The sequence below is a fragment of the Synergistaceae bacterium genome, assembly GCA_021372895.1.
Lineage (GTDB): Bacteria > Synergistota > Synergistia > Synergistales > Synergistaceae > JAJFTP01.
Window position 1 is genome coordinate 21231 of record JAJFTP010000007.1, and the last position, 25864, is coordinate 47094.

Annotated in this window: 20 protein-coding genes; 19 read left to right on the forward strand and 1 reads right to left on the reverse strand. The window is 47.9% G+C overall.

Annotation, left to right across the window (positions count from 1 at the left end; translation table 11 throughout):
• Positions 1 to 6 precede the first annotated feature (6 nt).
• Complete coding sequence (locus LLF78_00715; protein ID MCE5201024.1) at positions 7 to 651, reverse strand: histidine phosphatase family protein; 645 nt, start codon at positions 649 to 651, stop codon at positions 7 to 9.
• Positions 652 to 1106: 455 nt separating this feature from the next.
• On the opposite strand from LLF78_00715, the gene hrcA reads away from it, so the two are divergent.
• The 19 genes from hrcA to LLF78_00810 all read left to right on the forward strand — a co-directional run bounded on the left by hrcA (position 1107) and on the right by LLF78_00810 (position 25860).
• On the forward strand, positions 1107 to 2126 hold the full coding sequence (gene hrcA / locus LLF78_00720) for a heat-inducible transcriptional repressor HrcA (GenBank protein ID MCE5201025.1): 1020 nt from the start codon (positions 1107 to 1109) through the stop codon (positions 2124 to 2126).
• Entirely contained in the window at positions 2127 to 2717 is a 591-nt protein-coding gene (locus LLF78_00725) for a nucleotide exchange factor GrpE (GenBank protein ID MCE5201026.1), read from the forward strand.
• 164 nt (positions 2718 to 2881) lie between these two features.
• Positions 2882 to 4708 carry a molecular chaperone DnaK gene (gene dnaK / locus LLF78_00730; protein MCE5201027.1) on the forward strand — a complete coding sequence of 609 codons (1827 nt, stop codon included), beginning with the start codon at positions 2882 to 2884 and terminating at the stop codon, positions 4706 to 4708.
• 17 nt (positions 4709 to 4725) lie between these two features.
• Positions 4726 to 5871, forward strand: a complete 1146-nt coding sequence (gene dnaJ / locus LLF78_00735) for a molecular chaperone DnaJ (protein ID MCE5201028.1) — start codon at positions 4726 to 4728, stop codon at positions 5869 to 5871.
• A 524-nt stretch (positions 5872 to 6395) separates the two neighbouring features.
• Entirely contained in the window at positions 6396 to 7544 is a 1149-nt protein-coding gene (locus LLF78_00740) for an ABC transporter substrate-binding protein (GenBank protein ID MCE5201029.1), read from the forward strand.
• Between the two features lie 110 nt (positions 7545 to 7654).
• Positions 7655 to 8536, forward strand: a complete 882-nt coding sequence (locus LLF78_00745) for a branched-chain amino acid ABC transporter permease (GenBank protein ID MCE5201030.1) — start codon at positions 7655 to 7657, stop codon at positions 8534 to 8536.
• A 9-nt stretch (positions 8537 to 8545) separates the two neighbouring features.
• Entirely contained in the window at positions 8546 to 9430 is an 885-nt protein-coding gene (locus tag LLF78_00750; GenBank protein MCE5201031.1) for a branched-chain amino acid ABC transporter permease, read from the forward strand.
• Positions 9430 to 10197 carry an ABC transporter ATP-binding protein gene (locus tag LLF78_00755; protein ID MCE5201032.1) on the forward strand — a complete coding sequence of 256 codons (768 nt, stop codon included), beginning with the start codon at positions 9430 to 9432 and terminating at the stop codon, positions 10195 to 10197. The genes LLF78_00750 and LLF78_00755 overlap by 1 nt, the downstream gene beginning before the upstream one ends.
• A 3-nt stretch (positions 10198 to 10200) precedes the next feature.
• Entirely contained in the window at positions 10201 to 10932 is a 732-nt protein-coding gene (locus LLF78_00760) for an ABC transporter ATP-binding protein (protein MCE5201033.1), read from the forward strand.
• A 185-nt stretch (positions 10933 to 11117) separates the two neighbouring features.
• Positions 11118 to 11990 (forward strand): 50S ribosomal protein L11 methyltransferase, encoded by an 873-nt coding sequence (locus tag LLF78_00765; GenBank protein MCE5201034.1) that lies wholly within the window; start codon positions 11118 to 11120, stop codon positions 11988 to 11990.
• Positions 11965 to 12672 carry a 16S rRNA (uracil(1498)-N(3))-methyltransferase gene (locus LLF78_00770; GenBank protein MCE5201035.1) on the forward strand — a complete coding sequence of 236 codons (708 nt, stop codon included), beginning with the start codon at positions 11965 to 11967 and terminating at the stop codon, positions 12670 to 12672. The genes LLF78_00765 and LLF78_00770 overlap by 26 nt, the downstream gene beginning before the upstream one ends.
• A 104-nt stretch (positions 12673 to 12776) precedes the next feature.
• Positions 12777 to 14114 (forward strand): tRNA (N(6)-L-threonylcarbamoyladenosine(37)-C(2))-methylthiotransferase MtaB, encoded by a 1338-nt coding sequence (mtaB, locus tag LLF78_00775; protein ID MCE5201036.1) that lies wholly within the window; start codon positions 12777 to 12779, stop codon positions 14112 to 14114.
• Positions 14115 to 14265: 151 nt separating this feature from the next.
• Entirely contained in the window at positions 14266 to 17235 is a 2970-nt protein-coding gene (locus LLF78_00780) for an AAA family ATPase (GenBank protein MCE5201037.1), read from the forward strand.
• Between the two features lie 223 nt (positions 17236 to 17458).
• The gene (locus LLF78_00785; GenBank protein MCE5201038.1) at positions 17459 to 18088 is read left to right on the forward strand and encodes a cobalamin-dependent protein; all 630 of its coding nucleotides are present in this window, start codon (positions 17459 to 17461) and stop codon (positions 18086 to 18088) included.
• Positions 18089 to 18113: 25 nt separating this feature from the next.
• Positions 18114 to 19505 carry a monomethylamine:corrinoid methyltransferase gene (locus LLF78_00790; protein MCE5201039.1) on the forward strand — a complete coding sequence of 464 codons (1392 nt, stop codon included), beginning with the start codon at positions 18114 to 18116 and terminating at the stop codon, positions 19503 to 19505.
• A 107-nt stretch (positions 19506 to 19612) separates the two neighbouring features.
• On the forward strand, positions 19613 to 20986 hold the full coding sequence (locus LLF78_00795; GenBank protein MCE5201040.1) for a uroporphyrinogen decarboxylase family protein: 1374 nt from the start codon (positions 19613 to 19615) through the stop codon (positions 20984 to 20986).
• A 120-nt stretch (positions 20987 to 21106) separates the two neighbouring features.
• Positions 21107 to 22660: a Na+/H+ antiporter NhaC gene (gene nhaC / locus LLF78_00800; protein MCE5201041.1), complete on the forward strand. Its 1554-nt coding sequence runs from the start codon at positions 21107 to 21109 to the stop codon at positions 22658 to 22660.
• 248 nt (positions 22661 to 22908) lie between these two features.
• Positions 22909 to 24237, forward strand: a complete 1329-nt coding sequence (locus LLF78_00805) for an aminotransferase class III-fold pyridoxal phosphate-dependent enzyme (GenBank protein MCE5201042.1) — start codon at positions 22909 to 22911, stop codon at positions 24235 to 24237.
• Positions 24238 to 24240: 3 nt separating this feature from the next.
• Complete coding sequence (locus tag LLF78_00810; protein MCE5201043.1) at positions 24241 to 25860, forward strand: ASKHA domain-containing protein; 1620 nt, start codon at positions 24241 to 24243, stop codon at positions 25858 to 25860.
• The last annotated feature ends 4 nt before the right edge of the window (positions 25861 to 25864 follow it).

Here is a 25864-nt window from a genome sequence, read left to right on the forward strand (position 1 = left end):
TAGCCCTTATTCGAATTCCTGAACAAGGGGGATGCCCTTCAGGTGTTCCGTGAAGTTGAGCCCCATGAGACAGAAGCCGCGGGTATCATCGTGAGTCAGCAGGCTGTATGACGCGTTGTCCATGTGGAGGCGCCAGAAACGGGGTTTTGCTATTCCAAGCGCCCCAGCGAGCGCAAGTTTAAGTACCCCCCTGTGTGCGACGATCGCAAGGGTATGTCCTTTACGTTCTTTTATGATCGATTCAAGCCCCTTCAGGGAGCGGTCCATAACCTGGTCAAGCGTCTCTGCGCCCTCGACCCTCAAATCTTCAGGCATGGTTACCCATGTGTTCCAAAGCTCAGGTGTTTCAACTGCAAGCTCTGCCTTAAGACGCCCTTCCCATGGTCCCAGCCTTATATTGCAGAAGGCATCAATTATCCCAACTCCAAGCCCGAGCGCATCGCCCAGTATTTGAGCTGTTTTGGTTGCACGACTCAGGGGGCTGGAATATATGAACTCTATATGCTTGTCTTTCATAGCTTCGGCAAGAGCATATGCCTGAGTCAGTCCATTTTCATTGAGAGGGAAATCAAGACATCCGCGGATCCTGTTTTCCTTGTTCCCGGCACATTCGCCGTGGCGTATGAGGTAAATTGTCGTTTTAGTATTCAATATTTACACCCCTGTTGTCTGTTTTGCCTGCTGACGGAGGCATTGTAAAATGGATCTCAGCAACGATCTTTCTGATATTTTCAGCTGCATTTATATATCTGTTTTCCACCGCAGCGAATATTGCAGGATCGGTCCCTGCATCCATGGGAACTTAAATATGCATTGCTGTCCGGAGTCTTATTGTAAAGGCGGCAGACAGCCACAAATATTGATCCGGCATTATATATGGATGTCTGATCGTTGTTTGTAACGGGTAATTTTTATCCATTGGCTCATTATACCCTATTGTCCGGTTTATCCCATCCGTTATGTACCCGACAAATCCGTAAAAAACACGATATAAATTGTCTGACCTGTCTTGACATTTGTGCGGGGGGCTGTTATTCTAATCCCGTTGGAAACTGTTTAGCACTCATAGTTACAGAGTGCTAATAATGATGGAGGGGGTGCGGCCGGTGCTTACGGAAAGACAGTTGGAGGTTGTTCTCTCCGTTGTGTACGAATATATACGCAGCGGCGAGAGCGTAGGGTCGCGGACAGTGTCGCGGCGTTATCTGACAGGTCGCAGTTCTGCAACCATCCGCAATGAGATGTCCGATCTTGAAGAGATGGGCTTCCTTAAACAGACGCACACTTCGTCAGGCCGTGTTCCTACTACGCAGGGATACAGGCTTTATGTTGATTACGTCCTCCAGCGTGTCGATCCAAAAAGGCACAGCAGGGAATGGATAAGGAAGCTCGCAGAACATCATAGGGGGCTGGAAGGGGCGCTTGAGTCAGCCACGGAAATTTTAAGCCGCGTAACCAATTATGTCGGTGTTGCAGCATTGACGTCTCTTGACGCTGTTAAACTTCAACGTGTAGACTTTGTGCGGATCGCGGAACGCAATGTGCTGTTGTTGGTTGTGCTTCAGGGTGGACTGGTACATCAGAAGATAATAACTCTCCCGTGGGATATGTCGCAGGATTGTCTTGACGATCTTTCGCGCAGGATAAATTTCTTTGCGGGATGCAGCTGGACTGAAATAAAGAAAGAGCTTCAGACTTATATCCTGCAGGAACTTAGGGAGTATCAGTCGGCATGTACAAGGGCGCTGAAGGAGCTGGAAGATATAATGCTCTCGCCAACGATGAAAGTTTACACAGGTTCGATGAGCCACATGCTGAACTTTCCTGATTTCCAGGATCTTGGCAGGATACAGGCTCTCTATTCCTTCCTTGAACAGGAGGAAAGCATTTCTGAGCTTATAAACAGATGCTCCAATGAGGGGCTTAACATCTTAATAGGCGAGGAGAATGAATCCCCTGCAATGAAAAAGGCCTCGCTTGTCGCGGCCTCTACCGTTTTTAACGGCCAGCGTGCGACGATAGGCATCATAGGTCCGGAGCGCATGGATTATGAAAGGGTAATAACGACTATAGACCGGGTGCTCCAGACGTTGGAGCCCGAGTCTGACGGGGAGGTAAAAGAATAGATGTGCAATGAGAATAATGAGAATAAGGATACGGTCTGTGATAACAATGCAAATAGCCTTATAGACGGTATAGACGGTGAAGAAAAGGACTGGAAGAAGCTGTACGAAGAAGCACAGGCTGAACGGGAAGCGTTGTTTGCCGAAGCTGAAAAGGCAAAGGAAGAGATAAAGGGTCTTACTGACGAAGCGGCCAGAGCCAGAGCCGACTATTATAATTTGAGAACACGTGTCGAGCGCGACATGGAACGGGATCGTAAACTGGCCGCAGAAAGAGCTTTAAGTAAACTCCTTCCGGTTTTTGAGAACCTGGAGAGGGTTTGTGGCGCCATCGAAGACAAAGAGGGTAACCTTTATAAGGGAATAACGATGGTCATCAAGCAGTTCTGGAATGCGATGGAGAGTCTGGGGCTTGAACAGGTCTCCACGGAAGGACAGTTTGACCCGTCATTGCATGAGGCCGTCTCTATGGAGCCGGTCGATGACGAAGCTAAGGACGGCCACATTATCGATGTGCCGAGAAAAGGCTATAAACTTGCCGGCAGGGTAATCAGAGTCCCCCAGGTGAGAGTGGGTAAATATACTAAAAAATAATTTGGGCAGATCCGCGTGCCTCATGCGGCAAAAGCAGGTAAAATACAGATCAAGTCAAATAAACAGGAATAAATATATTCTGTCGCCTGCTGCAAATGGTACAAAACAAGGCAACCACATAAATAAATATATAAAACTAAACATCCAAAAAGGTGGAATGAACTATGGAAAAAATTATTGGAATTGATCTGGGTACCACAAACAGTTGTGTGGCAGTAAAAGAAGGGGACAGCGTAACAGTTATCCCGAACTCCGAAGGAGGAAGGACTACCCCATCTGTTGTCGCCTTCACCAAGGATGGCGAAAAGCTGGTCGGCCAGCTTGCAAAGCGACAGGCAATAGTCAACCCGGATCGTACTGTGATCTCAATCAAGCGCAAGATGGGCAGCGACTACAAGGTGAATATCGACGGACAGCAGTACACACCGCAGCAGATTTCCTCAATGATCCTTCAGAAGCTCAAAAGGGACGCCGAGGCATATCTCGGCACTACGGTCACCAAGGCTGTCATTACATGTCCTGCATACTTCACCGATGCACAACGCCAGGCTACTAAAGATGCAGGGACAATTGCAGGGCTTGAAGTCCTGCGTATAATCAATGAACCTACGGCAGCTTGTCTTGCATACGGGATCGACAAAGAGGGAGAACATAAAATAATGGTTTTTGACCTTGGCGGCGGGACTTTTGATGTCTCGATCCTCGACGTAGGCGACGGTGTTTTCGAAGTCCTCTCTACTTCAGGTGACAACAAACTTGGCGGGGATGACTGGGACGCCAGAGTTGTCGACTGGGTTGCAGACGAGTTTAAAAAGAGTGACGGCGTGGATCTCCGCAAGGACAAGATGGCAGCGCAGCGCCTGCGTGAAGCGGCGGAAAAAGCTAAGATAGAGCTTTCATCAATGCCGGAAACATCGATCTCCCTGCCGTTTATCACTGCTGACCAGAACGGTCCGAAGCATCTTGAAATGACGCTTACAAGGGCAAAGTTTGAGGAACTGACGAGGGATCTTCTTGACAGGACTGTTCAGCCGGTGCGCACGGCGCTGAAAGATGCAGGATTGCAGGCGTCGGAAATAGGCAAGATACTGCTCGTTGGTGGTTCAACGCGTATGCCGATGGTGCAGCGCAAGGTCAGGGAACTCCTCGGCAAAGAGCCGACTAAGGGCGTCAACCCGGACGAATGTGTCGCTATCGGAGCAGCTATCCAGGGAGCTATCCTTTCAGGGGAACACAAGGGCATTGTGCTTGTTGACGTTACGCCTCTCTCTCTGGGACTTGAGACACTTGGCGGCGTATTTACGAAGATAATTGAGAAGAACAGCGCAATACCTGTCTCAAAGAGCCAGGTGTTCACGACTGCCGCAGATAATCAGCCGCAGGTTGAGATACATGTCCTCCAGGGCGAGCGTGCAATGGCCAGCGATAACATCTCACTCGGAAGGTTTTTCCTTGATGGGATCGCTCCTGCACCCAGAGGCATACCCCAGATAGAGGTCACTTTTGACATCGACGCGAACGGCATAGTCAACGTCACAGCCAAGGACAAGGCCACAGGCAAGGCGCAGAACATCACGATCCAGTCGTCAAGGCTTTCAGACAAGGAGATCGAGAAGATGCGCCATGATGCGGAGATGAACGAGGAAGAGGACAAAAAGAAAAGGATACTCATTGAAGCCCGCAACGAAGGAGACAGCGCTGCATACAACGCGGAAAAAGCGCTGAAGGACCTTGGGCAGGAGGCAACTCCTGAGGAAAAGGCGGCAGTCGAAGAAAAAATCAAGGCGCTGCGCGACCTCCTTACAGGTGAAGACTCAGAGGCGATAAAAGCGGCAGTGGATGCGCTTATGACGGCTATGCACCCGATCACACAGAAGGCCTATGCGAAATCGACAGCGCAGGGGGGGACCCAGGAGGGCAATGCCGCACCTCAGGATGCCCCTGACGAGACAACTGTGGATGCAGAGTTCCGCGAAGAAGACAATAAATAGTGTGAGGTGAGGCGCTGATGGCTGCTCCCGGCAAGAAAGACTATTATGAAATATTGGGTGTTGGACGGGGAGCCTCGGCCGACGAAATAAAAAAAGCCTACCGCAAGCTGACAAGGAAGTATCACCCGGATGCTAATCAGGGCAACGCGGAGGCAGAGAAAAAATACAAAGAGATCAACGAGGCCAATGAGATCCTGAGCGACCCCAAGAAGCGTGCGCAGTACGACCAGTTTGGCTACGTCGGGGATATGCCTCCCGGCGGAGGTTTTGAAGGTTTCGGAGGCGCGGGTTTCGGAGGTTTTGAAGGTTTCGGAGGCGGCGATTTCGGCGACCTGTTCGGGGATCTCTTCGGAGGCGCCGGCAGGCGTTCGGTGAATCCGAACGCCCCGCGCCGGGGCAATGACCTTGAATACACTATGCAGATATCTCTCGAAGACGCTTATCGGGGTGTCAGCCGCAAGATAGAGATTCCAAAGTTGGTTACCTGTCCGCACTGCGGCGGAGGAGGAGCGGAGCCCGGCACAAAAGTCGATACCTGCCAGACCTGCGGCGGTCGGGGACAGGTACAGCAGACCGTCAATACTCCGTTTGGACAGATGGCGCAGGTAAGGACCTGTCCCGCGTGCAATGGCAAGGGCAAGACAATAAAGACTCCTTGCCGTGAATGTCATGGACAGGGTCGTGTACGCAAGCAGCATTCTGTTGAGGTCAAGATACCCGCCGGTGTCGATACCGGAAACAGGCTCAGGGTTTCAGGTCAGGGCGAGGCAGGAGTAAACGGCGGGCCGTCGGGTGACCTGTTCCTGCTCATCGAGGTGAAACCCGACATACGCTTCCAGCGAAAAGGAGACGACCTTAACACGGCTGTCGACATAGCTTATCCTCAGGCGGCTCTTGGCTGTGAGGTCAAGATTGAGACGTTTGACGGTTTTGAGATGCTGGATATTCCGGCAGGGACACAGCCTGGTTCAAAACTGCGTATAAAGGGCCGCGGCATGCCTCGGCTGCGCGGGAACGGCAACGGGGATATGAATATCCTGGTTCGTGTAAAAGTTACAAAGGACCCGTCTGCGAAGGAACGCGAACTCCTTGAGCAGCTTGCAAAAGAGATGAAAGTGCCTGTTAAGACAAAAGAAGGTATCTTTGACAAGTTTAGAAAATAGCGCCGCAGCTAAGTGGCAATAGTCTCGGCAAATACAGTTTTAACGCATTTGCAGCATGGATAAGGAAGGCCGATGGCAGGATCTTGCTTTTCTCTGATGATGTCGGGTAATTTGATACCGACAGGCATGAGAGCGCAGGATCGTTGCCATTGGCTTTTTTTGCAGTTTTCGCGATATTTTGTGCTGACGGGACAATATTATGAAAATCATCAGAGATGGTTTGGTATAGCCGGCTCATACCGGCATTCATCTTCCCACGCCTGAAAATGAACTCTTCGCACACATTGATTCAAAATTTTGGCTATTATGCCTGACAAAATGATTTTTTTCTTTACATATCACACTCTGGATTATAGAATAGCCAAAGCGGAGGGATCTTATCCAAAATCTATTTGTCCATATTTTTAATTACCGATTTTCTATTTTTGTGAGGAGGTGAGGCACTGGCGGTAAGTTCTGGAATCACTGGGAACAAAACAGAAGTCCCTGAAGTTTTTCCACAACATTATTGGAGGTGTAGTATATTGAAGAAGATCCTTGCAGTACTGGCAGTCATTATGATTCTTTGTGCGGCGGGTGCGGCATTTGCAGCCGAGCCGATCAAGGTTGGTTATCTTGCGGCTCTCACCGGTGACTTTGCAGCTTATGGAACGACAGAAGTAAACATGGCGAAGATGGTAGTCGGAGACGTCAATGCAAAGGGCGGAGTCCTTGGCCGTCCAATCGAACTCGTAGTCTACGATACAAAAACACGCAACGAAGACGCTGTCAATGCAGTCCGCCGTATGATCGAGAGTGACAAGGTCGTAGCAATCATTGGAGCAAACTCAAGCGGGATCAACATCGCGACAGCACCCATCGTTGACAGGGGCAAGGTACCCCAGATATCGACGGTAGGGACCAACCCGCTCGTTACGGTTGACAGTAAGGGTAATGTACGCCCCTACTCATTCCGTATCTGCTTCACAGACCCATATCAGGGCGAACTTGCCGCAGAGCTTGCAATGACCGATCTTAAGAAGGACAAAGCCGCGATTCTCTATAACGTTGGCTCAGACTATGCTCAGGGACTCAGAGAGTTCTTTACTAAGAGCTATAAGGCCCTTAACGGCAAGATCGTAGCTGACGAAGGTTACCGCGACACAGACGTCGACTTCCGCGCGCAGCTTACGAAGGTCAAGAGTTCAGGTGCAAATGTCCTGTTTCTGCCGGGTATGGGCAAGGACATGGCGCTCATCATCAAGCAGGCTAAGGAGCTTGGCCTGAACGTCACAATAATCGGCGGCGACGGCTACGGCGAGTTTATGAACGAGATAGCAGGCGACTCTATGAAGGGCACATACTGGGTCAACCACACATATCTTGAAGACCCCGTCATGGCCCCGATCTTTGCGCGCTACAAGAAGGTCTACAAGGATGACTGCAAAGAATTCGTAAACGGTACAATGGCTTACGACGCAACCTACTGGCTCATCGACGCCATCAAACGCGCCGGCAAGGCAGAAGGACCCGCAATCGCGAAGGCGCTTGAATCAACGAAGAACCTTAAGCTGAACCACGCGACCCTTACGATCGACCCAAAAACTCACAACCCGCTTAAGAAGGCAGGAGTCATTCTCAGGGTCGGAGATGACCTCAAGGCGAAGTTCTACAAGAAGGTCCAACCGAAATAAAATAGTTTCTGTGCGGTATACGGGCTTGGGGATCGATCCCAAGCCCGCTCCGGCCTCTTGTTCAGGTCGATAAAAACCGGTCAGGCACCGGGAAGGCTGAGGTGTTTTAATTGGATATGATTATCCAGCAGATCATTAACGGACTTTCACTCGGGTCTGTTTATGCTCTTATAGCAGTAGGCTATTCGCTAGTATATTCAATACTGCTTTGTTCGAACTTTGCACATGGCGGGTTTCTCGTGATAGGCGGCTACATATGCTATTTTGCGCTTCGCACTGGCGGCATGAACATCTGGTTTGCCTCTCTTGCTGCGATCATAGGAGCCGGGATCTCGGCTGTAGTTGTTGAAAAGCTTGCTTACAAACCCATTCGTGAGCGTACGCCCATCACGCTGTACATGCTTATTGCATCAATGGGCATGAGCATAGTTATTGAGAATATTTTCGTGGTTACCGTCGGCGGCCGCTTCCGTGCGCTTCCTCCGGTGATCCCGACGCAACCCGTAAATTTTTTCGGTCTTGCCACCACCAGCGCATTTGACCTTCTTTCGCTGGTAACTGCGATTGTCTTTTTGGTAGCCCTTCAGCTCTTTTTATCAAAGACCAAATGGGGCCTTGCTATACGCGCTGCCTCATATAACCTTAAGACTGCGGGGCTGATGGGCGTAAACGTAAACAGGCTCATATCAATAGTCTTCTTCGTTGCAGGTCTGCTCGCAGGCGTCGGCGGCATATTTCTCTCCGTCCGTTACACTCTGTATCCACAGCTCGGAATGATCACGACCAAGGCGTTCGTTGCAGCGGTGATTGGTGGGCTTGGCTCTCTTCCCGGCGCTGTTGTAGGCAGTCTCATCCTTGGTCTTGCTGAGATGCTCACTGCTGGTTTCATATCGAGCCAGTTCCGTGACCTTGTCGTTTTCGGGCTGCTCATAGTTACGCTCATTATCCGTCCAACGGGTCTCTTCGGGAAATCCGTGGGCGAGAAAGTGTAGGGATACAGCATGGAAGGTTATGCTGGCGGCGTAATCACCCTCCTTGCGGTAAACTGCATAGCAGCGCTTGGGGTATCACTGTTTACAGGATTTACCGGCATATTTACGCTTGGACACGCCGGTTACATGGCGATAGGTGCATATACGGCTGCTATACTGACGATCCAGTATGGAGTTCACTTTATCCCTGCTATCATTATCGGCGGGCTTGTGGCGATGGTATTTGCATATCTGATCGGTATCCCTACGCTTAAGCTTGTCGGTGACTACTACACAATAGCATCTCTGGGACTTGGAGAAGCTATAAGGCTTATTATAGAAAACTGGCAAAGTGTCACGCGCGGTGCGCGTGGATACCCCGGAATAGACAATTACACCTCGATGCCGGTGGCATTCGGATTTCTTATAGTAATGGGCATAGGGATGTTTTTTCTGGTAAACAGCAGCTATGGGCGTGCGTTCAAGGCTTGCCGGGACGACTATATAGCAGCGTCCCTTCTGGGCTTCAATACCGCACGGTTCAGGGTCCTCAGCCTTGCCATATCAGGCTTTTACTGCGGAGTCTCAGGGGCCCTGCTTGGGGGGTACATGTCGTTCATCCAGCCTGTCATGTTTGACATGGCTAAATCTACGGAACTTGTATCTATAGTTGTCTTCGGTGGTCTGGGATCGATGAGCGGCTGTCTTATCGGAACAACGATCCTGACACTTGTGACGGAACTGTTCCGCCCGATATCCCAGTATCGTATGCTGGTCTACGGACTTGTCCTTGTCCTGGTAATGGTCCTGCGTCCGGAAGGGATCATGGGGACGAATGAACTTACAATGACATACATAAAAAGTATTTTTCGCCGCAAAAAGAAAATCCCTGCAACAGAGGAAGGCGTCCGCTGATGGCAGCCATACTTGAACTCAAAAATGTAAACAAGGCCTTTGGCGGCGTTCAGGCTGTCAAAGATATGACGTTCAAGATAGAGACCGGTGAACTTGCCGGACTTATCGGACCGAATGGCGCCGGTAAAACCACTATATTCAACCTCGTCACAGGTGTTTACGATGTAACGAGCGGAGATATCGAATTCAAAGGAAATAATATAAACAGGCTTAAGACCTATCAGGTTATATCGCTTGGCATTGCGCGTACCTTCCAGAACCTCCGTCTCTTCGCGGCTTCAACAGTGCTGGATAACGTAATGACTGCCGCACAGCAGCACTACAAGTACGGTTTCTTCGAAGCGGTCAGCCACATGGGACGCTGGAGAAAAATGGAGGGCGCAACACGTGCCGAGAGCATGGAGCTTCTTGAGAGAGTCGGGCTTGCGGATCGCGCAGATCAGGCGGCAGGCACACTCCCTTATGGACTTCAGCGCCGTCTGGAGATAGCGCGCGCAATCTCCCTGAAGCCTGAACTCCTGCTTCTTGACGAACCGGCGGCAGGGATGAACGCGGAAGAGGTAGAGCAGCTGAACGAGCTGATACAAAACATTCACAAGGATTTTAACCTGACCATCCTCCTGATTGAACATCATATGGATATGGTTATGGAGATATGTCCCCACATCGTATGCATGAACTTTGGTGCAAAGATAGCAGAGGGCTCTCCGGACGAGATACAGCGCCATCCGGAGGTCCTTAAGGCATATCTTGGAGAGGAGGAATAGGAAATGGAAGAAAGAAAGCCTATCCTCTCCGTAAGAAATCTATCCGTCAATTATGGCGCAATTCAGGCGCTTAAAGGCGTCGATCTTAATGTATATCCCGGAGAGATAGTGACTGTCATCGGAGCAAACGGAGCCGGCAACTCGACGATGATGAGTGCAATAATGGGCGAGGTGCCACGAGCGGGTGGCGAGATCCTGCTTGACGGTATGCCGTTGCCTGCAAGGAGCTTTCAGGTCGTTGAAGCCGGGGTCAGCCTTTCACCGGAGGGCAGAAAGGTCTTTGCTCCCCTTACTGTTTATGAGAACCTTGAGATAGGGGCGTTCCCGCTTAAGGACCGCGGTCAGGTTGCCCAACAGCTGGAAAAAGTATACCATCTGTTCCCGCGTCTTAAAGAACGTAATGATCAATATGCCGGCACGCTTTCAGGCGGGGAGCAGCAGATGCTTGCCATCGGGCGTGCGCTCATGGCGATGCCGAGAGTCCTGCTTCTCGATGAACCGTCACTCGGGCTTGCCCCGATAATCATCAATGAGATATTCAAAGAACTCACGGAGATCAATCAGAAACTCGGAATGACGATCCTTCTGGTTGAGCAGAATGCCCGCAAAGCGCTGCTGCTCTCGCACAGGGCATACGTACTTCAGACCGGAAAAATCACGATGGAAGGAATTTCAAAAGATCTTTTGAACGATCCTGAAATTGAGGCGGCTTATCTGGGAGGCAAAAAGCATTAGTAAACGCTGACAGATAATAGATACACAGATGAGATCCGCTCCTTTCACAGTATATGTAGGTATAACAGGTAATATCCCCTGCCGCATACGCCGGATATCGAACTTCCATGATATCGGTATTTGCTGTTGTTCCGCCTGTCATTAATAGGGTACAATAGCAGACGACTTGAAGGGAGTGGAAGTTCATGCAGAACAGCGAAGGATATTGGTGGTATATAACTATCTCAGATGAGACTGGACAGGAAGATGTCCTTTTCTCTCTTGCCGATATCTCCGGGAGCATAGGCACGGAGCTTCAGGAACTTCCGTCGGGAGGGGCGAGACTCAGAGCATATTATAGAAGCAGCGAAGAATTGTCTTACTGGAAAAAACGCCTTCTTGACGCAATGAAGGAATGGCCTTCAATAAAGGTCGAAGACTTTGGCAAGATTGAGAACCAGCCGTGGAACGTGGCTGCGGAGGAGGCTTTTCCGCCGCTGCCGGTCGGAAAGGGGCTTGTTGTCCTTGCGCCTTGGCATAAGGGGAGGGAGCCGCAAGGCCGTATGCCGCTTTACATTAATCCGGGAAGCGCATTCGGCACAGGATACCACGAAAGCACACAGATCGTGCTCGAGTTGCTCGAACAGTATTTGAAACCGGGCATGACGACAGCGGACATCGGCACAGGTTCAGGAATACTGACCATATGTGCACTGAAAATGGGTGCTGCCAAGGCCTATGCCCGCGATATCGACCCTGCTGTGATTGAGGAAGCACGCAAAAACTTTGAGCTTAATGGGCTTGACCTTCATAGGGTCGATCTCTGCACGGAAGACCTGCTTAAAGATTTCAGGCATAAAGTGGATATACTGACCGCCAATATACTTCTTGATCCGCTTATCAGCATGGTCGCCCACGTCCCTGCGGTTATCGGCAAAGATGGGGTTGCCATTTTCTCAGGCATGCTGCTTGCAGAACGCGATGTTTTCATGAAGGCGCTTGGCGAGTCAGGAATGAAGCCAGTCGAAGAACTTGTGAAGGGAGACTGGTGGGGTGTCGCTGCCAAGGCTTCGTCTTGAGAAATGTACCAAAGAAGATGGGACGTGGCTGATAGATGCGGAACAGGCGCACCATCTTGTACGCGTGCGCCGCTGCTACAACGGATCCATTGTCGAAGGCCTGCTCGACGGGGAAAAACTTGAGCTGCGCCTTATATGTGAAGGCGACATGGTGCGGGCAGCGGAAATTTCGCGTGAAGCCGAGGCGCCTATGTCACCTGAGATCCATCTCCTGCTTGGGCTGCTGAAGAATGACCAGTTTGATGATGCCCTCCGTTTTTCGGCAGAGATAGGGGTGCACACCATACATCTGGTCGCATGCGAACGCAGTGTGCCTAAGTACAGCAATGACAAACTTGACGATAAAATGTCACGCTGGCGCAAAATACTTGACGAGGCCACAAAACAGGCCGGTTCTACGAGACCGCCGGTTTTGTGTCCTCCGTGTAATTTTGACAGATTTGATTTTGCCGTGTTGCCTGAAAATCGCTTTGCAGCACTGTTGTCGCCTGATTCCGCAGCGCTTAAGAGTTTGAAGCCGTGCAGCCCGCTTGCCATTGCAATAGGTCCGGAGGGAGACTGGTCCCTTTCTGAGACAAAAATACTGCTTGCGGAAAAATTTATACCGATAAGCCTCGGAAAAAGGATCCTGCGCGCAAGCACGGCAGTAGCCGTTGCGTGCGGCTGGTTCATGTTAGTGTAAGATGTGCATCCCTAACAGCGGACCATGTTATCTTTGACTTGTTGCCTATTTTTATTTTATAATCGTTTGCCAAACTGGAAAATAATTATGGTTGGGTGAAATATATGCTCCCATTTACGAATAAAACTTTTTCTATAAATATCCAAGGCTGCCGCACTAACCAGTATGAGGGTGAGGCAATTGCAGCCGCTCTCGAGAAGGCAGGGGCTGTCCATAACGATGTCAGCCCGGATATCGCCGTTATAATGACTTGTACTATAACAGCCGCAGCGGACAGAAAGTGCCGTAAGCTGATAAGAAAACTGCGCAGGGAGAACCCGGCCGCGGTGATCGTAGTATGCGGCTGTTATGCGCAGAAAATCTCCGGCGCGGAGCGCGAACTGCTCGACATAGACATCGTCATCGGCAACAGGATGAAGCATAAACTCCCTGAACTGCTGTCCCAATGGTATGCGAATGAAGGGATCAAAAAAGACATCTCGCTGTTTGACGACAATATACTTGCTGAAAGCTCATGGGATGGACTGATGCTTGATCACCCGCGCATGCACAGGCGTGCCTTTCTCAAGGTACAGGACGGATGCAACCATTACTGCAGCTATTGCATAGTACCATACGTCCGCGGCAATCCTGTATCACGGGACATGGATAAAGCCGTAGCCGAAGCACGGGGTATCATCGATTCGGGCTGTAAAGAAATTGTCCTTACCGGGATCCATTTAGGTCTTTATAAGGACCTGGGCACACTTGTCAGGCGCATAGGAAACATAGACGGACTCAAGCGTCTGCGCTTTGGTTCCATAGAGCCGTTTGCTGTCGATGATGCACTGCTTGATGCGCTTGCAGAGACAGAAACTTTCTGCCCACACCTGCATCTGCCGCTGCAGTGCGGCGATGATGGCGTGCTTGCAGCCATGAGGCGGGGCTATACGGTCCGCGCTTTCAGAAAGATAACGGAAGATATAAGACGCAGGCTGGGCGATAAGATCCATTTAAGCACGGACCTCATGGTAGGTTTCCCTGCGGAAGGCGATGCTGCGTTTGACAACAGCATGAAATTTATAGAGGAAATCGGTTTTGGCAAGGTGCATGTATTCCCATATTCGCCTCGCGAGGGAACGGATGCGGCTGCCATGGAACGCCAACCTGAAAAGGAAGTGCAGGAACGTGTCCATAGGGCACTTGCATTAGCAGATAAGCTCCACAAAAAATACTGCTCCGAATGGATAGGCGAAAAAGTATCAGTCCTCGTTGAAGAAAAGAAAAACGGAACGATCCGCGGCCTCACACCCAACTATGTGCGTATTGTCGCAGAAGACAATGGAGCCAGGCTCTCTGAAGAGGTCATGGTCACACCGCAAAGATATGCGAATGGCATCCTGCTTGCCGGAAACATTCCCGACCCTCTGCATGACGAGGAAGAGTTCCCCGAAATTTTATAGAAGGCCCATCTTTTTGATAAAACATTTGATAAAACAATAAAAAATCTCAGTTTCCCCTTTCAGTTGAGGTATGCTACAGTAAATATGTTTGTTATAGCAGTCGCCCGGTGAATCATGCAGTAATATGTCCATATAATGGCAGGTGAATTGAATGAAGTACAAGGCCCGTTTTCTTGGAAACCCTGAATTTTTTGTAGATGGTCAGCCGCTGGCCTTTGCGTTTCAGAAGGCACGGATCCTCACGCTCATGCTCATTGAGGAAAAGAGCATATCCAGAGATAAGATATGTGAGTACTTGTGGGCGGACAAACCTATAGAAAAAGGGCGCAGAAATCTCAGCAACGCTCTTAGTTATATAAGGACCATAATACCTGTCCATGCGGGAAGCGCCGGCATGATTTCGCTGGATCATGCATTCAGGATAGAAAAAGATATCGACCGCCTATGTCATATAGATACTATGGACTGGAACGATATCTCTGATTTGTGTTTGCCTTTTATGGATCTGGCTGAGCTTGATGAATGGCCTTCTTTCAGCGACTGGCTCCTCCCTAAAAGGCAGTACTACCATAACGTAGCTGTAGAAAATCTTAAAAGGCGGGCAGCGAAAAAACTTATATCACCATCGGAGGAAGGCTATGACGATGCTGTGCTCTGCTATGAAAAGCTGGCTGAATACGAACCTTATGATGAAAAGATACATGGCGAACTTGTAAGGTTATACATAAAAACAGGACAGAAAGTTAAGGCTGTTGACACTGCCCGCGCATACTCCATGCGTATTGAGAATGATCTTGGGATAAGTACAGATCTGTCCGATATTTCATCTTTGATGAAAAGGAAGACGCCCGGCAGCAATCCATTGTCGATGAATCGTACTTTTGATGATATTCCACTGGCCAGAAATGCCGAAATGCTCAAGATGCTGGATTTTTTATCAAGGACTGGTGCTGAATCCTGTTCTTCCTGCGGGCTTGTCTGGGGAGAACAGGGAATAGGAAAGACTGTTTTTATAGATGAAATAGCGTCTTGTCTGAAAGAAAAGGGCTGGGAGTGTTATTTTGTCAGGTGCTCTCAAGAAGAAAAAAATCGTCCTATGGTTCCATTTATACAGCTTCTGCAGAGGCTCAAATATACACCTTCGCAGTTGGAAAACATCACATCTCTCACAGAACTCAATTATTCGCGCCTTGCAGAGCTGGTCTATCAGCAGATTGCCGAAGTCTCTGCCGGTCGGAGTAAAATACTGATTATCGAAAATATCCAATGGATGGACGAAGCATCATGGATGATTCTTGAAACTATCATGTGGGATCATTCCGCACCGAGACATCTCCTTATTTCCGGATTTGAAAATATCCGTTCCGCATTTATGATACGGACCACTCTTGCTGATGAGCCTTTTGAAGAATTTGAAGTGAGACTTAAGCGATTCAACCTTGAAGAGACAGGCCAGATTTGCCGCGGGATCAGGCCCGATCGTCAATGGTCGGATGAACTTATTCACGAAGTATACATGCAGACAGAAGGGAATCCTTTTTTTATCAAAGAGCTGCTGACGTCTAATGAAGGAACAGAAGACCAAGGAGTAACTTTATATAAAAATCCGTTTTTGTCGGTTGTCGAACGGCTTGATAAGGACGAAAGGCTCTTCATGGAGGCCATGGCAGTGTCTTCTGAACCCGCTTCAATGCTGTATGTTGCCAAACTGATTGATATGTCTCCGCTGCAGATTTCAAATATCTATGAAAACATTAAAGTCTATGAATTACTTCGTGAAAAAAATGAAGAAGGGGATGTGTTATATTACTTTACACATGTAAAAATACGTGAGATCCTCTTGAAAAATATGTCTTTTTCAAGAAAACAGGCACTTCACTTAAAAAATATCATGATTTTGGAGGAGTCGGCTTTGCCGCTTTTATACAGGCATAGGAATATTTATAAAAGACTTTATTATCATTGTCATGATGCCGGGCTCAATGAGAAAGAGCTCTTATGGCGTGTCAGGGAATTGAAGCTGCATTTCATGGCCGCACATGAAGTTTTTCCGACACTCATTGATCAGGACCTTATGTACTATATCCCCTCATTAGACGATGTAGACTATACCAATCGGTCTCTTGCGTCAGCATGGGAACTTATGAATAAAATTTCCCGCTCCGGAGGAAGAAGCCATGATCTTGACAGAATAGAGAGAGATCTTTATATACTGCAGGGAGCTTATCATTGGTGGGCTGGGCAGTATGAAGATTCAAGACAGATGCTCACAGAGGGTCTGCGCAAGGCACTTAAAATCGGGGAGCAGGAAGCTGCCATCGAAGCAGTTGTGCAGATGTGCTATCTTGCAATACAGACTGATAATGCACAATTTCTTCATTCCTGTGCATCTAAAGTATATAGGATCTCCCAAAAAGAACACCTGCACCAATGGCTTGGAATTTCTCTGCGCTTTTTGGCTATAGCCAAAATCCTAGAAGGTAAGCATTCAGAAGCCGAAAGGCTTTTACAGATGTCCACCCTTGTTTTTGAAAAGCTCGAAGAAGAGGGAAGCAGCTACACGGTATGTCTTATAGCCGCCGAGCACTTCAGGGGAGATATGAAACTGGCCTCGGGGGATATTGAAGGTGCTCTTTCTTTTTACATGAGCTGCATCAACATCGGAGAGTCTATCGGACTTTACCGTGGACTTGGGCTCTCTCTTGCAAAATCAGCATTTTGCCTTATGCTTCTTGGAAATTTTGAAGAGGCAGAAAAATACCTTCTTCGGATGGAGAAATTTTATAACCTCATACACTCAGACCTGGACGGTGGTCTACAGGGTTCAGGTATCGCACTTGGACTCATGGGGTTGATCAACTCAAGGAAAGGAGACTGGGAAAAGGCCAGGATCTATTTTACGTTGGCTCAAAAGCTGGTAGCAAAAACAAGGCGTCCGACATGGCAGGCTGTGCTATGTTGGTCTAAACTGGAGTTATTCAGGCTTTCCTTGCAGATCCCTGAGGATTTTGCAAAGGACGTGCTCAATAAAGAGCCTGAATGGTATTTGAATCAATTGGAGCAAATGAAGCATAAAGTGGGATGGGTCAACATCGCGGAGCCGGCTAGTCCTGTTACATGATCTTTATTTTGCGGTAATTGCAATGTAACTTAGGCTGATTTTTTGAAAAAGTGTCAAAGAAATGCAAAAAAAATATCTATCTATAACCCCTTTCGGACAATGAGGCCGGATGGGGTTTCTTTTTTTTGCATAGTTTTTATAGCCGGATGATATCCTTTGCACGTTGAACATAAATATTTTTTCAACATTAAGGTTTTAATTAAATTAAACGGAGGTTGTAGATATGTCGATCGAACAGGTTCGTCAGTACATGGTTGACGGTGAGGGTGAAGCGGCCGTAGAGATCGTGAAGGATCTCATCTCAAAAGGTACGCCGGCTAAGGATATTATGAGCGGTCTTACGGATGAAATGGCTATCCTCGGACAGAAGTTTGAGAACTTCGAAGTATTCCTCCCAGACCTTATGGTTGCAGGTGATGCGTTTATGACGATCATGGAGGTTCTTAAGGTACACCTTATAGCGGCTGTTGGGGACAAGATACCACACACAGTTGTTATCGGTACGGTAAAGGGCGACTATCACGATATAGGCAAGAACATAGTAGGAATTGTCCTGCAGGCAAACGGTTTTCATGTAGTTGACCTTGGTTCTGACGTAGACCCGGTTGCCTATATAGATGCGGCGCGCAGGGAAAAGGCCGATGCGGTAGGCCTGTCAGCTCTTATGACCACTACAATGCCGGGACAGGAAGAGTTTATAAAGATGGTTGCCGATGCCGGTGACAAGGGTAAATATCTCATCTGTGTGGGCGGCGCACCCACGTCTGTTGAGTGGGCAGAGCGCATAGGCGCAGATGTCTGGTCATTCGATGCATTTGAGTACGCGGCTAAGCTCAAAAAGCTTCTTGGTTAATAAGGAATCAGAGGAGGAATAGATCATGTCTACATTTAGGATGTGGGAAGTTTTTGCGAAGGCAGATAACGGGCCCTTCTACAGAGACCAGTCGGAGTGGATGATAAAGAGCTTCATCCCCAATATGAAGAGAGTTGTTAAGGAATATAACGTTAAATATGACGGCAAAACGATTGTCAACTGCGACGACGATTTGGCTGATAGGGTATGGGCTGCTGCAAAAGATTTCTTCATCTCCGTTGGTGTATATAATCAGGATTCACACAGGGTCATGAAGTTCAGCGAACAGGAAGTCAACGAAATACTCTACACAAAACAGCCCAAATATATGATCGGAGCAGGGCACGACCAGCGCTGGCTTCAGGTCCGTTCAATAGAAGATAAAGAGCGCCGTCCCTTCCACCTTTTCAGCCCGGATGCAAACTTCAGCACCGATATCCATAAGAAGGCATGCATGGCTTATCTGAAAGAGCCCCTTCTTGACGGACTTTGCGCTCCTTTGATCGAAGATTTTATGGGACGCAAGGCGACATCGCAGAGTCCGACTGAAGTTGCAGCGGCAATGGAACATGCGATGAACCTACGCGATGCTCAGCGTCTTGTCGGTAAGCCGGACGTATGGACTGTATCAGTAGGTACGGCAGAAACAGACCAGGCACAGATTGCAGCAGCAAATCCTGAATGGGGAGTCCGCCCGTCACACCTTGATGGCCGTATGGTATCCATTCTCACAGAAATGACCACCAACAACTCGATGCTCAATAAGGCCCTGCACTACCGCTCATACGGCAACGTTTTCGGGAACCTCTGCGGAGCCATATTCGGCGGCCATGCCGGCGGCACGGAAGGCACTGCGATTCTCCAGACAGCTTACAATATCGAAGGGGCATGTCTCTACGGCTCAGCCTGGGCATTGAACTTCCCGTTCCATCTTAAGTGGCAGTCAACAACTACGAGAGAACTTCTATGGCTCCAAAGCGTTCTCAGCCAGGCAATGGCACGTAACTCAAATCAGATATTCCTCAACAACCTTTTTGCAAACGCAGGTCCTGCGACGGATCAACTCTATTGGGAGTGCGCGAACCATGCCCTTGCAACTGAATCTTCGGGCGGCAACCCATGGGGTGCTGCAACATGCCGCAATAAATTTACAGACAGGGCAACCCCGCTCGAATCCCGCTTCTATCATGAAGTTTCCGAATCTTCTTTCAAGATGCGCATTACCCGTGCCCAGGCAAACGAAATCTGCCAGAAGATCATGGAAAAATACGAGAAACTTATTCCGATCGACAACTATGGAAAGACGATTCAGGAAGTTTACGACATGGAACGTCTCGTCCCTCATCAGGAGTACCTTGATCAGTACAGACGCATGAAGGACGAACTCTCTGCTATGGGAGTAGATTTCGTCTACTAATAAGACAGCATCGTTTTCAGTTTGCAAAGAGGCACATTATTGTCTGTCTCTTTGCAAAACCTATGTTAAGGATACAGTCCATGCAATTTATATAACGAGGTGAGGAAATGACAGGCAAAGAAAGGGTACTTAAGGCGCTGCGTTTTCAGGAAGTAGACCGCGTTCCATGGGTTCCTTTTACCGGAGTCCATGTCGCCAGACTCATAGGAAGCGATGCAGAAAAGCTTCTTAAGGAAGGCGATGTGCTGGTAGAAGCTGTCACTGCTGCTGCAGAGCGCTACTGTGCCGACGGAGTCTGTTCTGCATTCGACCTTCAAGCTGAAGCGGAGGTCCTGGGATGTGACCTGCATTGGTCTAAGAATAATCCTCCTGCAGTTACAGGCCACGTGCTTGCACAGGGAAAAACATTGGAGGATCTGCCCGAATTCACGAAGGACAAGGGACGCCTTCCTATGTTCTTTGATGCAACCCGTAGGCTGGTTGAAAAAATAGGAGATAAAACTGCGGTGTTTGCCCTCTGCTGCGGACCGTTTACCCTTGCTCTCCATCTTCGCGGCTCAGATTTCATAATGGATATGATCAAGAAGCCTGAAGAGGCCCATAAGGTACTGGCGTTCTGCTCCGAGGTTACGCGTAAGATGGGTGAGTGGTATATGGAAACAGGAGCTCATGTTGTGGCTGTTGTCGACCCTATGACAAGCCAGATAGCCCCGAAACATTTTGAAGCGTTTGTAACTCCCTATGTAAAACCTGTAATTGATGAAGTGCACGTAAAGGGCGGTATCGTCACGTTGTTCTGCTGCGGCAACGCCACCAAGAACATAGAGCTTATGATGCAGAGCAAGCCCGATGCGATCGCTTTTGACGAGCAGGTAGATTTAGCTTTTGTCAGAGAACTTGCAGAAAAATATAAGGTCTGCTTCGAGGGGAATATCCCGCTTACAACCACACTGCTTTTCGGCTCCCCACGCGAATGCGTAGCCGACGTTAAAAAGAGAATAGAGATCGGCGGTACTGCAGGATACATCCTTTCCCCGGGCTGTGACCTGCCATATGATACTCCGTTCTACAACCTTGAGGCTGTTGGTAAATATGTTGCTATAGGTGAAGAACCCTCCGAGACATCTGGTTTCCTATCCCTTGAAGAAGCCCTTGCTCAGGCAGAGGACTCCGGTGATATTTTAGAGGATGTGAAAATAGAGCCGGGAAAGGTGTTCATAGAGATCGTTACTCTGGACTCAGAGGGTTGTGCTCCATGCCAGTATATGTGTGAAGCAGTGAAAAATGTGGCTCCTCTCTATGGTGAAAAGTTAGAGTGGCGGGAATCCCTCATAAAGAGTGCTGCCGGCATCAAGCGCACCATGGCTTTGGGCGTTTCAACCCTGCCTACGATGCTCATCAACAATGAAGTCGTCTACGACAATATAATCCCAACAGCAGACGATCTTATGAAACAGATTGACAAGAGGTTGAAAGGATAGTTGATTATTTCAGTAATATTTTCATGTTCCGGTGCAGATGAAACTTGCACCGGAACATGAAAATATAGTTATATAAGACATACTTGCTGAAATTATATTCAAGAATAGGGGGAAACATCAATGGAAAACAAAAATGTGAAAAAACCCAGCGTTACATTGGCTTTTGTAACATTTGTAGGTATAGCCGGAATTATCGGTTATGGTCTGCTTGGTCTTGGTCTAGACGCTCATGTCCCAATAGCGATAGCAACAATTTTTGCCGCATTGGTTGGTTTTTTCGCTATAGGAATTAAATGGGAGGATATGGAAGTTGCCATTTGCAGCGCTATTAACTCTTCTATAAGCGCATTGCTTATACTGATAGCGATTGGCATGTTGATAGGTTCGTGGGTGCAGGCTGGAGTTGTTCCGGGAATGATTTATTATGGGTTTGATCTTCTTTCCCCAGGAATCTTCCTCTTAGCCACTCTCCTGATATGTTCTGTAGTTTCTCTCGCAACAGGTACATCATGGGGTGTTGGGGGTACAGTTGGAGTTGCATTGATCGGTATTTCAATCGGACTTGGAATCCCTGCCCCTCTGACGGCAGGAGTAATCATTTCCGGAGCATATCTCGGAGACAAGATGTCTCCACTCTCCGACACAACAAATTTAGCACCTGCGGTTTCCGGATCGAACCTTTTTGACCACATACGTGCAATGATGTGGACGACGGGACCTACATATATCATCGTTATAATAATTACGATCGTGCTTGGGTTCGGATATGCAGCAGGAGATGCTAGCTCCATGTTTGATACAAGCCGGATAAAAGCTTTCCAGGCTATCATCGGAGCCGAATTTGACATTAATCCTATTTACACGATTGTCCCTCCTCTTATCGTTATTGTTCTTGCTGCTATGAAATGCCCAGCTCTCCCAAGTATGATGGCTGGGACAGCAGCAGGATCGGTTTTTGCTATATTCCAGGGCAAGACACTGGCAGAGGCACTAACAGCCATTCACTACGGGTATACTTCTTCGGTAGCTGCAAAGATTTCGGAAACAGCGGTTGAAGGGATTCCTGCACTTTTGACTAAATTTGGCATATCCGGTGTGACACCTGATATAGCGCATGAAGTCGGATCGCTTGTTGTTGAGCTTCTTAACAGAGGTGGACTTGATAGTATGATGTGGTCGCTGTCTCTGATTATGATCGCTCTCTGTCTCGGAGGTGTCATGGAAAGCTGTCACTATCTTGATGTCCTTCTTAATCCACTTCTATACAAAGTCCGTAGAGTCGGTGATTTTATTACTCTCGTAGAGGCATCCTGTTTGGTAAGCAATATATTCTTAGGGGACCAATATCTTGCAATTATTGTCCCTGGACGCATGTTCAAAATGGCAGTAGAAAAGTCGGATCTTTCTCCAAGGATGCTTTCCCGTGCTTTGGAAGATTGCGGAACGCTGACTTCACCCCTGGTTCCATGGACAGGATGCGGCGCATTCCAGTCCGCAGCGCTTGGAGTTCCCACACTGGAATATCTTCCGTACTGCTTCTTTAATTACCTTAACCCGCTTGTTGCAATATTTATTTCCTATTTGGGGATCGGGATTTATTGGGGTAGAAATAAAGATGACAAAGTTGAAAAGCGCACTGCACTTGACTTTAGTTTCCTCAAAAATGAAGCATAATATTGTAATCAGGGATATCTGTCTTGTAACAACAATTTATGACATATCAAAGATGTTGCCGTAATTAATATAAAGCATGTAGGCAGAGTCTTATTATTTTAAAGATTCTGCCTTAAGGTTTTTATATATGTTTATGTATTGTTAATATTTATTTAATTATATAGTAAAAATGATATAATTATAGTTATTTCTAGTAACAATAAAAAAACGGAGGTGTGATTCATTTGCAAAGAAATATCTCAAAAAGCATGAAAATTATTGAACGCGATAACAGAGTGATATCGCCATGCTCAAGATCTCCGTACTATCCTTTTGTTGTAAGTTCTGGAGTCGGTGCTTTATTGAAAGATGCGGATGAAAATGAATATATAGATTTTTCTGCAGGGGCTGCTTCTCTAAATACAGGGACATGTCATCCATGTGTAGTTGAAGCGATCCGTAACCAAGCCGACAAGTTGCTGTGCTATACTATCGGCTATATGTACGAGGAGTCTTCTGTCCAACTTGCAGAAAAATTGGTAAGCTTGGCCCCCGGAAAATTTAAAAAGAAAGTTGCTTATGGCTTGTCAGGGTCAGATTCGATCGACGGTGCAATAAAATTTGCCCGTAAATATACCGGGCGCAGCGAAATTATTTCTTTTCAGACGGCATATCATGGCTGTACTTACGGCGCACTTTCTGCTTCAGCTATTTGCCTTAATATGAGAAGAGGCATAGGTCCGATGCTTCCAGGGTTTCACCATTTCCCATATCCGGAATGCGATTGTTGCAGGTGGCATGAGACAATAGAATCATGTAACCTCAATTGTCTGGAAGAAATAAAGAAGGCTTTTAGGTTTTATCTGCCTTCTGAAGAAGTTGCCGCTGTTATTTTTGAACCCATTGGCGGAGACATTGGTATTGTGGTCCCGCCTATCAAATATGTCAAAGCTCTTGCCCAGCTTTGTTGGGAAAACGGTATCCTTTTTGTATCTGATGAAGTACAGCAAGGAATGGGACGTACTGGAAAATGGTTTGGAATAGAGCATTTTGATGTTCAACCGGATATTATAGCTGTATCTAAATCTCTTGCTTCTGGAATGCCTCTAAGCGCACTTATAATGAGGGCTGAAATTGCAGATTGTCTTATGGATCCAGGGCATTGCTTCACATTGGCAGCAAATGCTGTTTGTTGTCGTGCCGCACTTGCCACAATACATATTATTGAAAATGAAAAACTTATTCGCCGCAGCAAAGATCTTGGAGAGAAAATAACCGATAAAATTTCAAAAATGAAAGAAAACATCCCTATTCTGGGGAACACAAGAGGGCTTGGACTTACGATAGGGCAAGAGATAGTTCATTCTGATGGTTTGCCGGATAGAAATGCATGTGCAAAGATTTGTTATCGTTGCTGGGAGAGAGGGCTCATTCTTACATTTCTTGGGGATAACGTACTGCGGATACAACCGCCTCTAGTTATTACAGAAGGGCAGGTGGAAGAGGGACTTAATATTCTTGCTGCATCATTAAATGACTACAGAGAGGGCCGTATCGGAGATGAAGTACTCGCTTTTGCCAGAGGATGGTCCTATTAATTAATGGAAGACATTAATTGTGTAATCACATTTTTGCCGGCTAGAGTAAAAATTTCTGCACATAAAGGCGAATATCTGTCTGACGCAGCTTTCCGTGCCGGTGTGAAAATAGACCGCCACTGCGGCGGTGTCGGTGTGTGCGGTAAATGTCGTGTAAGTGTTCTGAAAGGCGGTAAATTTCTCAAACCTTTGACAGATACTGAAAGAAAAGTTCTTTCAGATGCTGATATCGCCAATGGCATACGCCTTGCCTGCTGCGCAGCTGTTATCGGCAGCGGAGAAGTCTATGTACTGGACGGGGTCGAAATGTCCGGAAATCAGATACTTGACAGCATTTCAGATAAATTGATCACAATCTGGGCGCCGGATTGTGAAGGATATGGCGTGGCTGTGGATATAGGAACCACTACGGTCGTATGCTATCTTCTTGACCTTGATGGTCATAAAGAGGTGGACCGTTTTTCTTTTCTTAATCCGCAGGTATCTTTCGGCGATGATGTCATATCCAGAATAGCTTTCTCAAACTCTGTTCCTGATGGGCTTCAGCGGCTGCAAAAAATTTTAACAGATGAAATGGACAGTGCCTTAAGCGTACTTGCTGAGCGGAACGGAATAAAAAAGGACCAGATAAGAGAGGTCACCGCAGCCGGCAACACCGTTATGGAGCATCTTTTTTTAGGTGTCTCGCCGGAGAGCATCGGGCACAGTCCCTATATGCCTGGGTTTTTAACGCATTCGCCTGTCCCTGCGAAGGAACTGGGACTTAATATATATCAAACTGCTGTCGTTAAATTGCTTCCGAACGTGGCCGGCTATGTAGGAGGTGATATTGTAGCGGGGGTCGCGGCCCTTGATATGGACAAGGACTCAAGGATAAGGCTCATGGTCGATATCGGCACTAACAATGAGATAGTTATCGGAAACAGCGAGGCTCTGTTCTGTTGTGCCACTGCGGCCGGCCCTGCCTTTGAAGGAGCCAGAATACAGTATGGCATGAGGGCAAGCACCGGCGCCATAGAAAAAGTCACGCTTACAGAGTCTGGGCTTATATGTCAGACAATAGACAACACTGCACCGAAAGGACTTTGCGGGTCCGGCCTCGTTGATGCCGTTGCCTTGCTTCTTGAAACAGAAATGATGAACAAAAACGGCAGGCTTCAATCTCCAGAGGAGTGCCGCGACGAACGTTTCAGAGAACGTATGGACAGGGATAGAAAAGGAATAATCCGTCTTCTGCTGACAGATGCGCGGGACCCGGTTTACCTGACGCAAAAGGACATCAGGGAGGTTCAGCTCGCGGTGGGAGCCGTAAAAGTCGGGATAGAGGTAATGGTTGAGCGTATGGGTATTACTTTGGATGATATTTACGAAGTTTTGCTGGCTGGTGCCTTTGGGAATAATATCGATATAGGCAGTGCGATTACTGTTGGATTGCTGCCCCGCGTATCACACGGCAAAATCCGAAGTGTATATAATTCTTCAGGTTTAGGAGCCTCTCTCTCACTGGCGTCATCGGAATTTTACGAAGGGACCAAGACGACAGCGGAAAAGATGTCTTACGTAGAACTTTCATCCCTGGCTGATTTTCAGAAACGTTTTATCCGTGCCATGATATTTTCTTAAATAG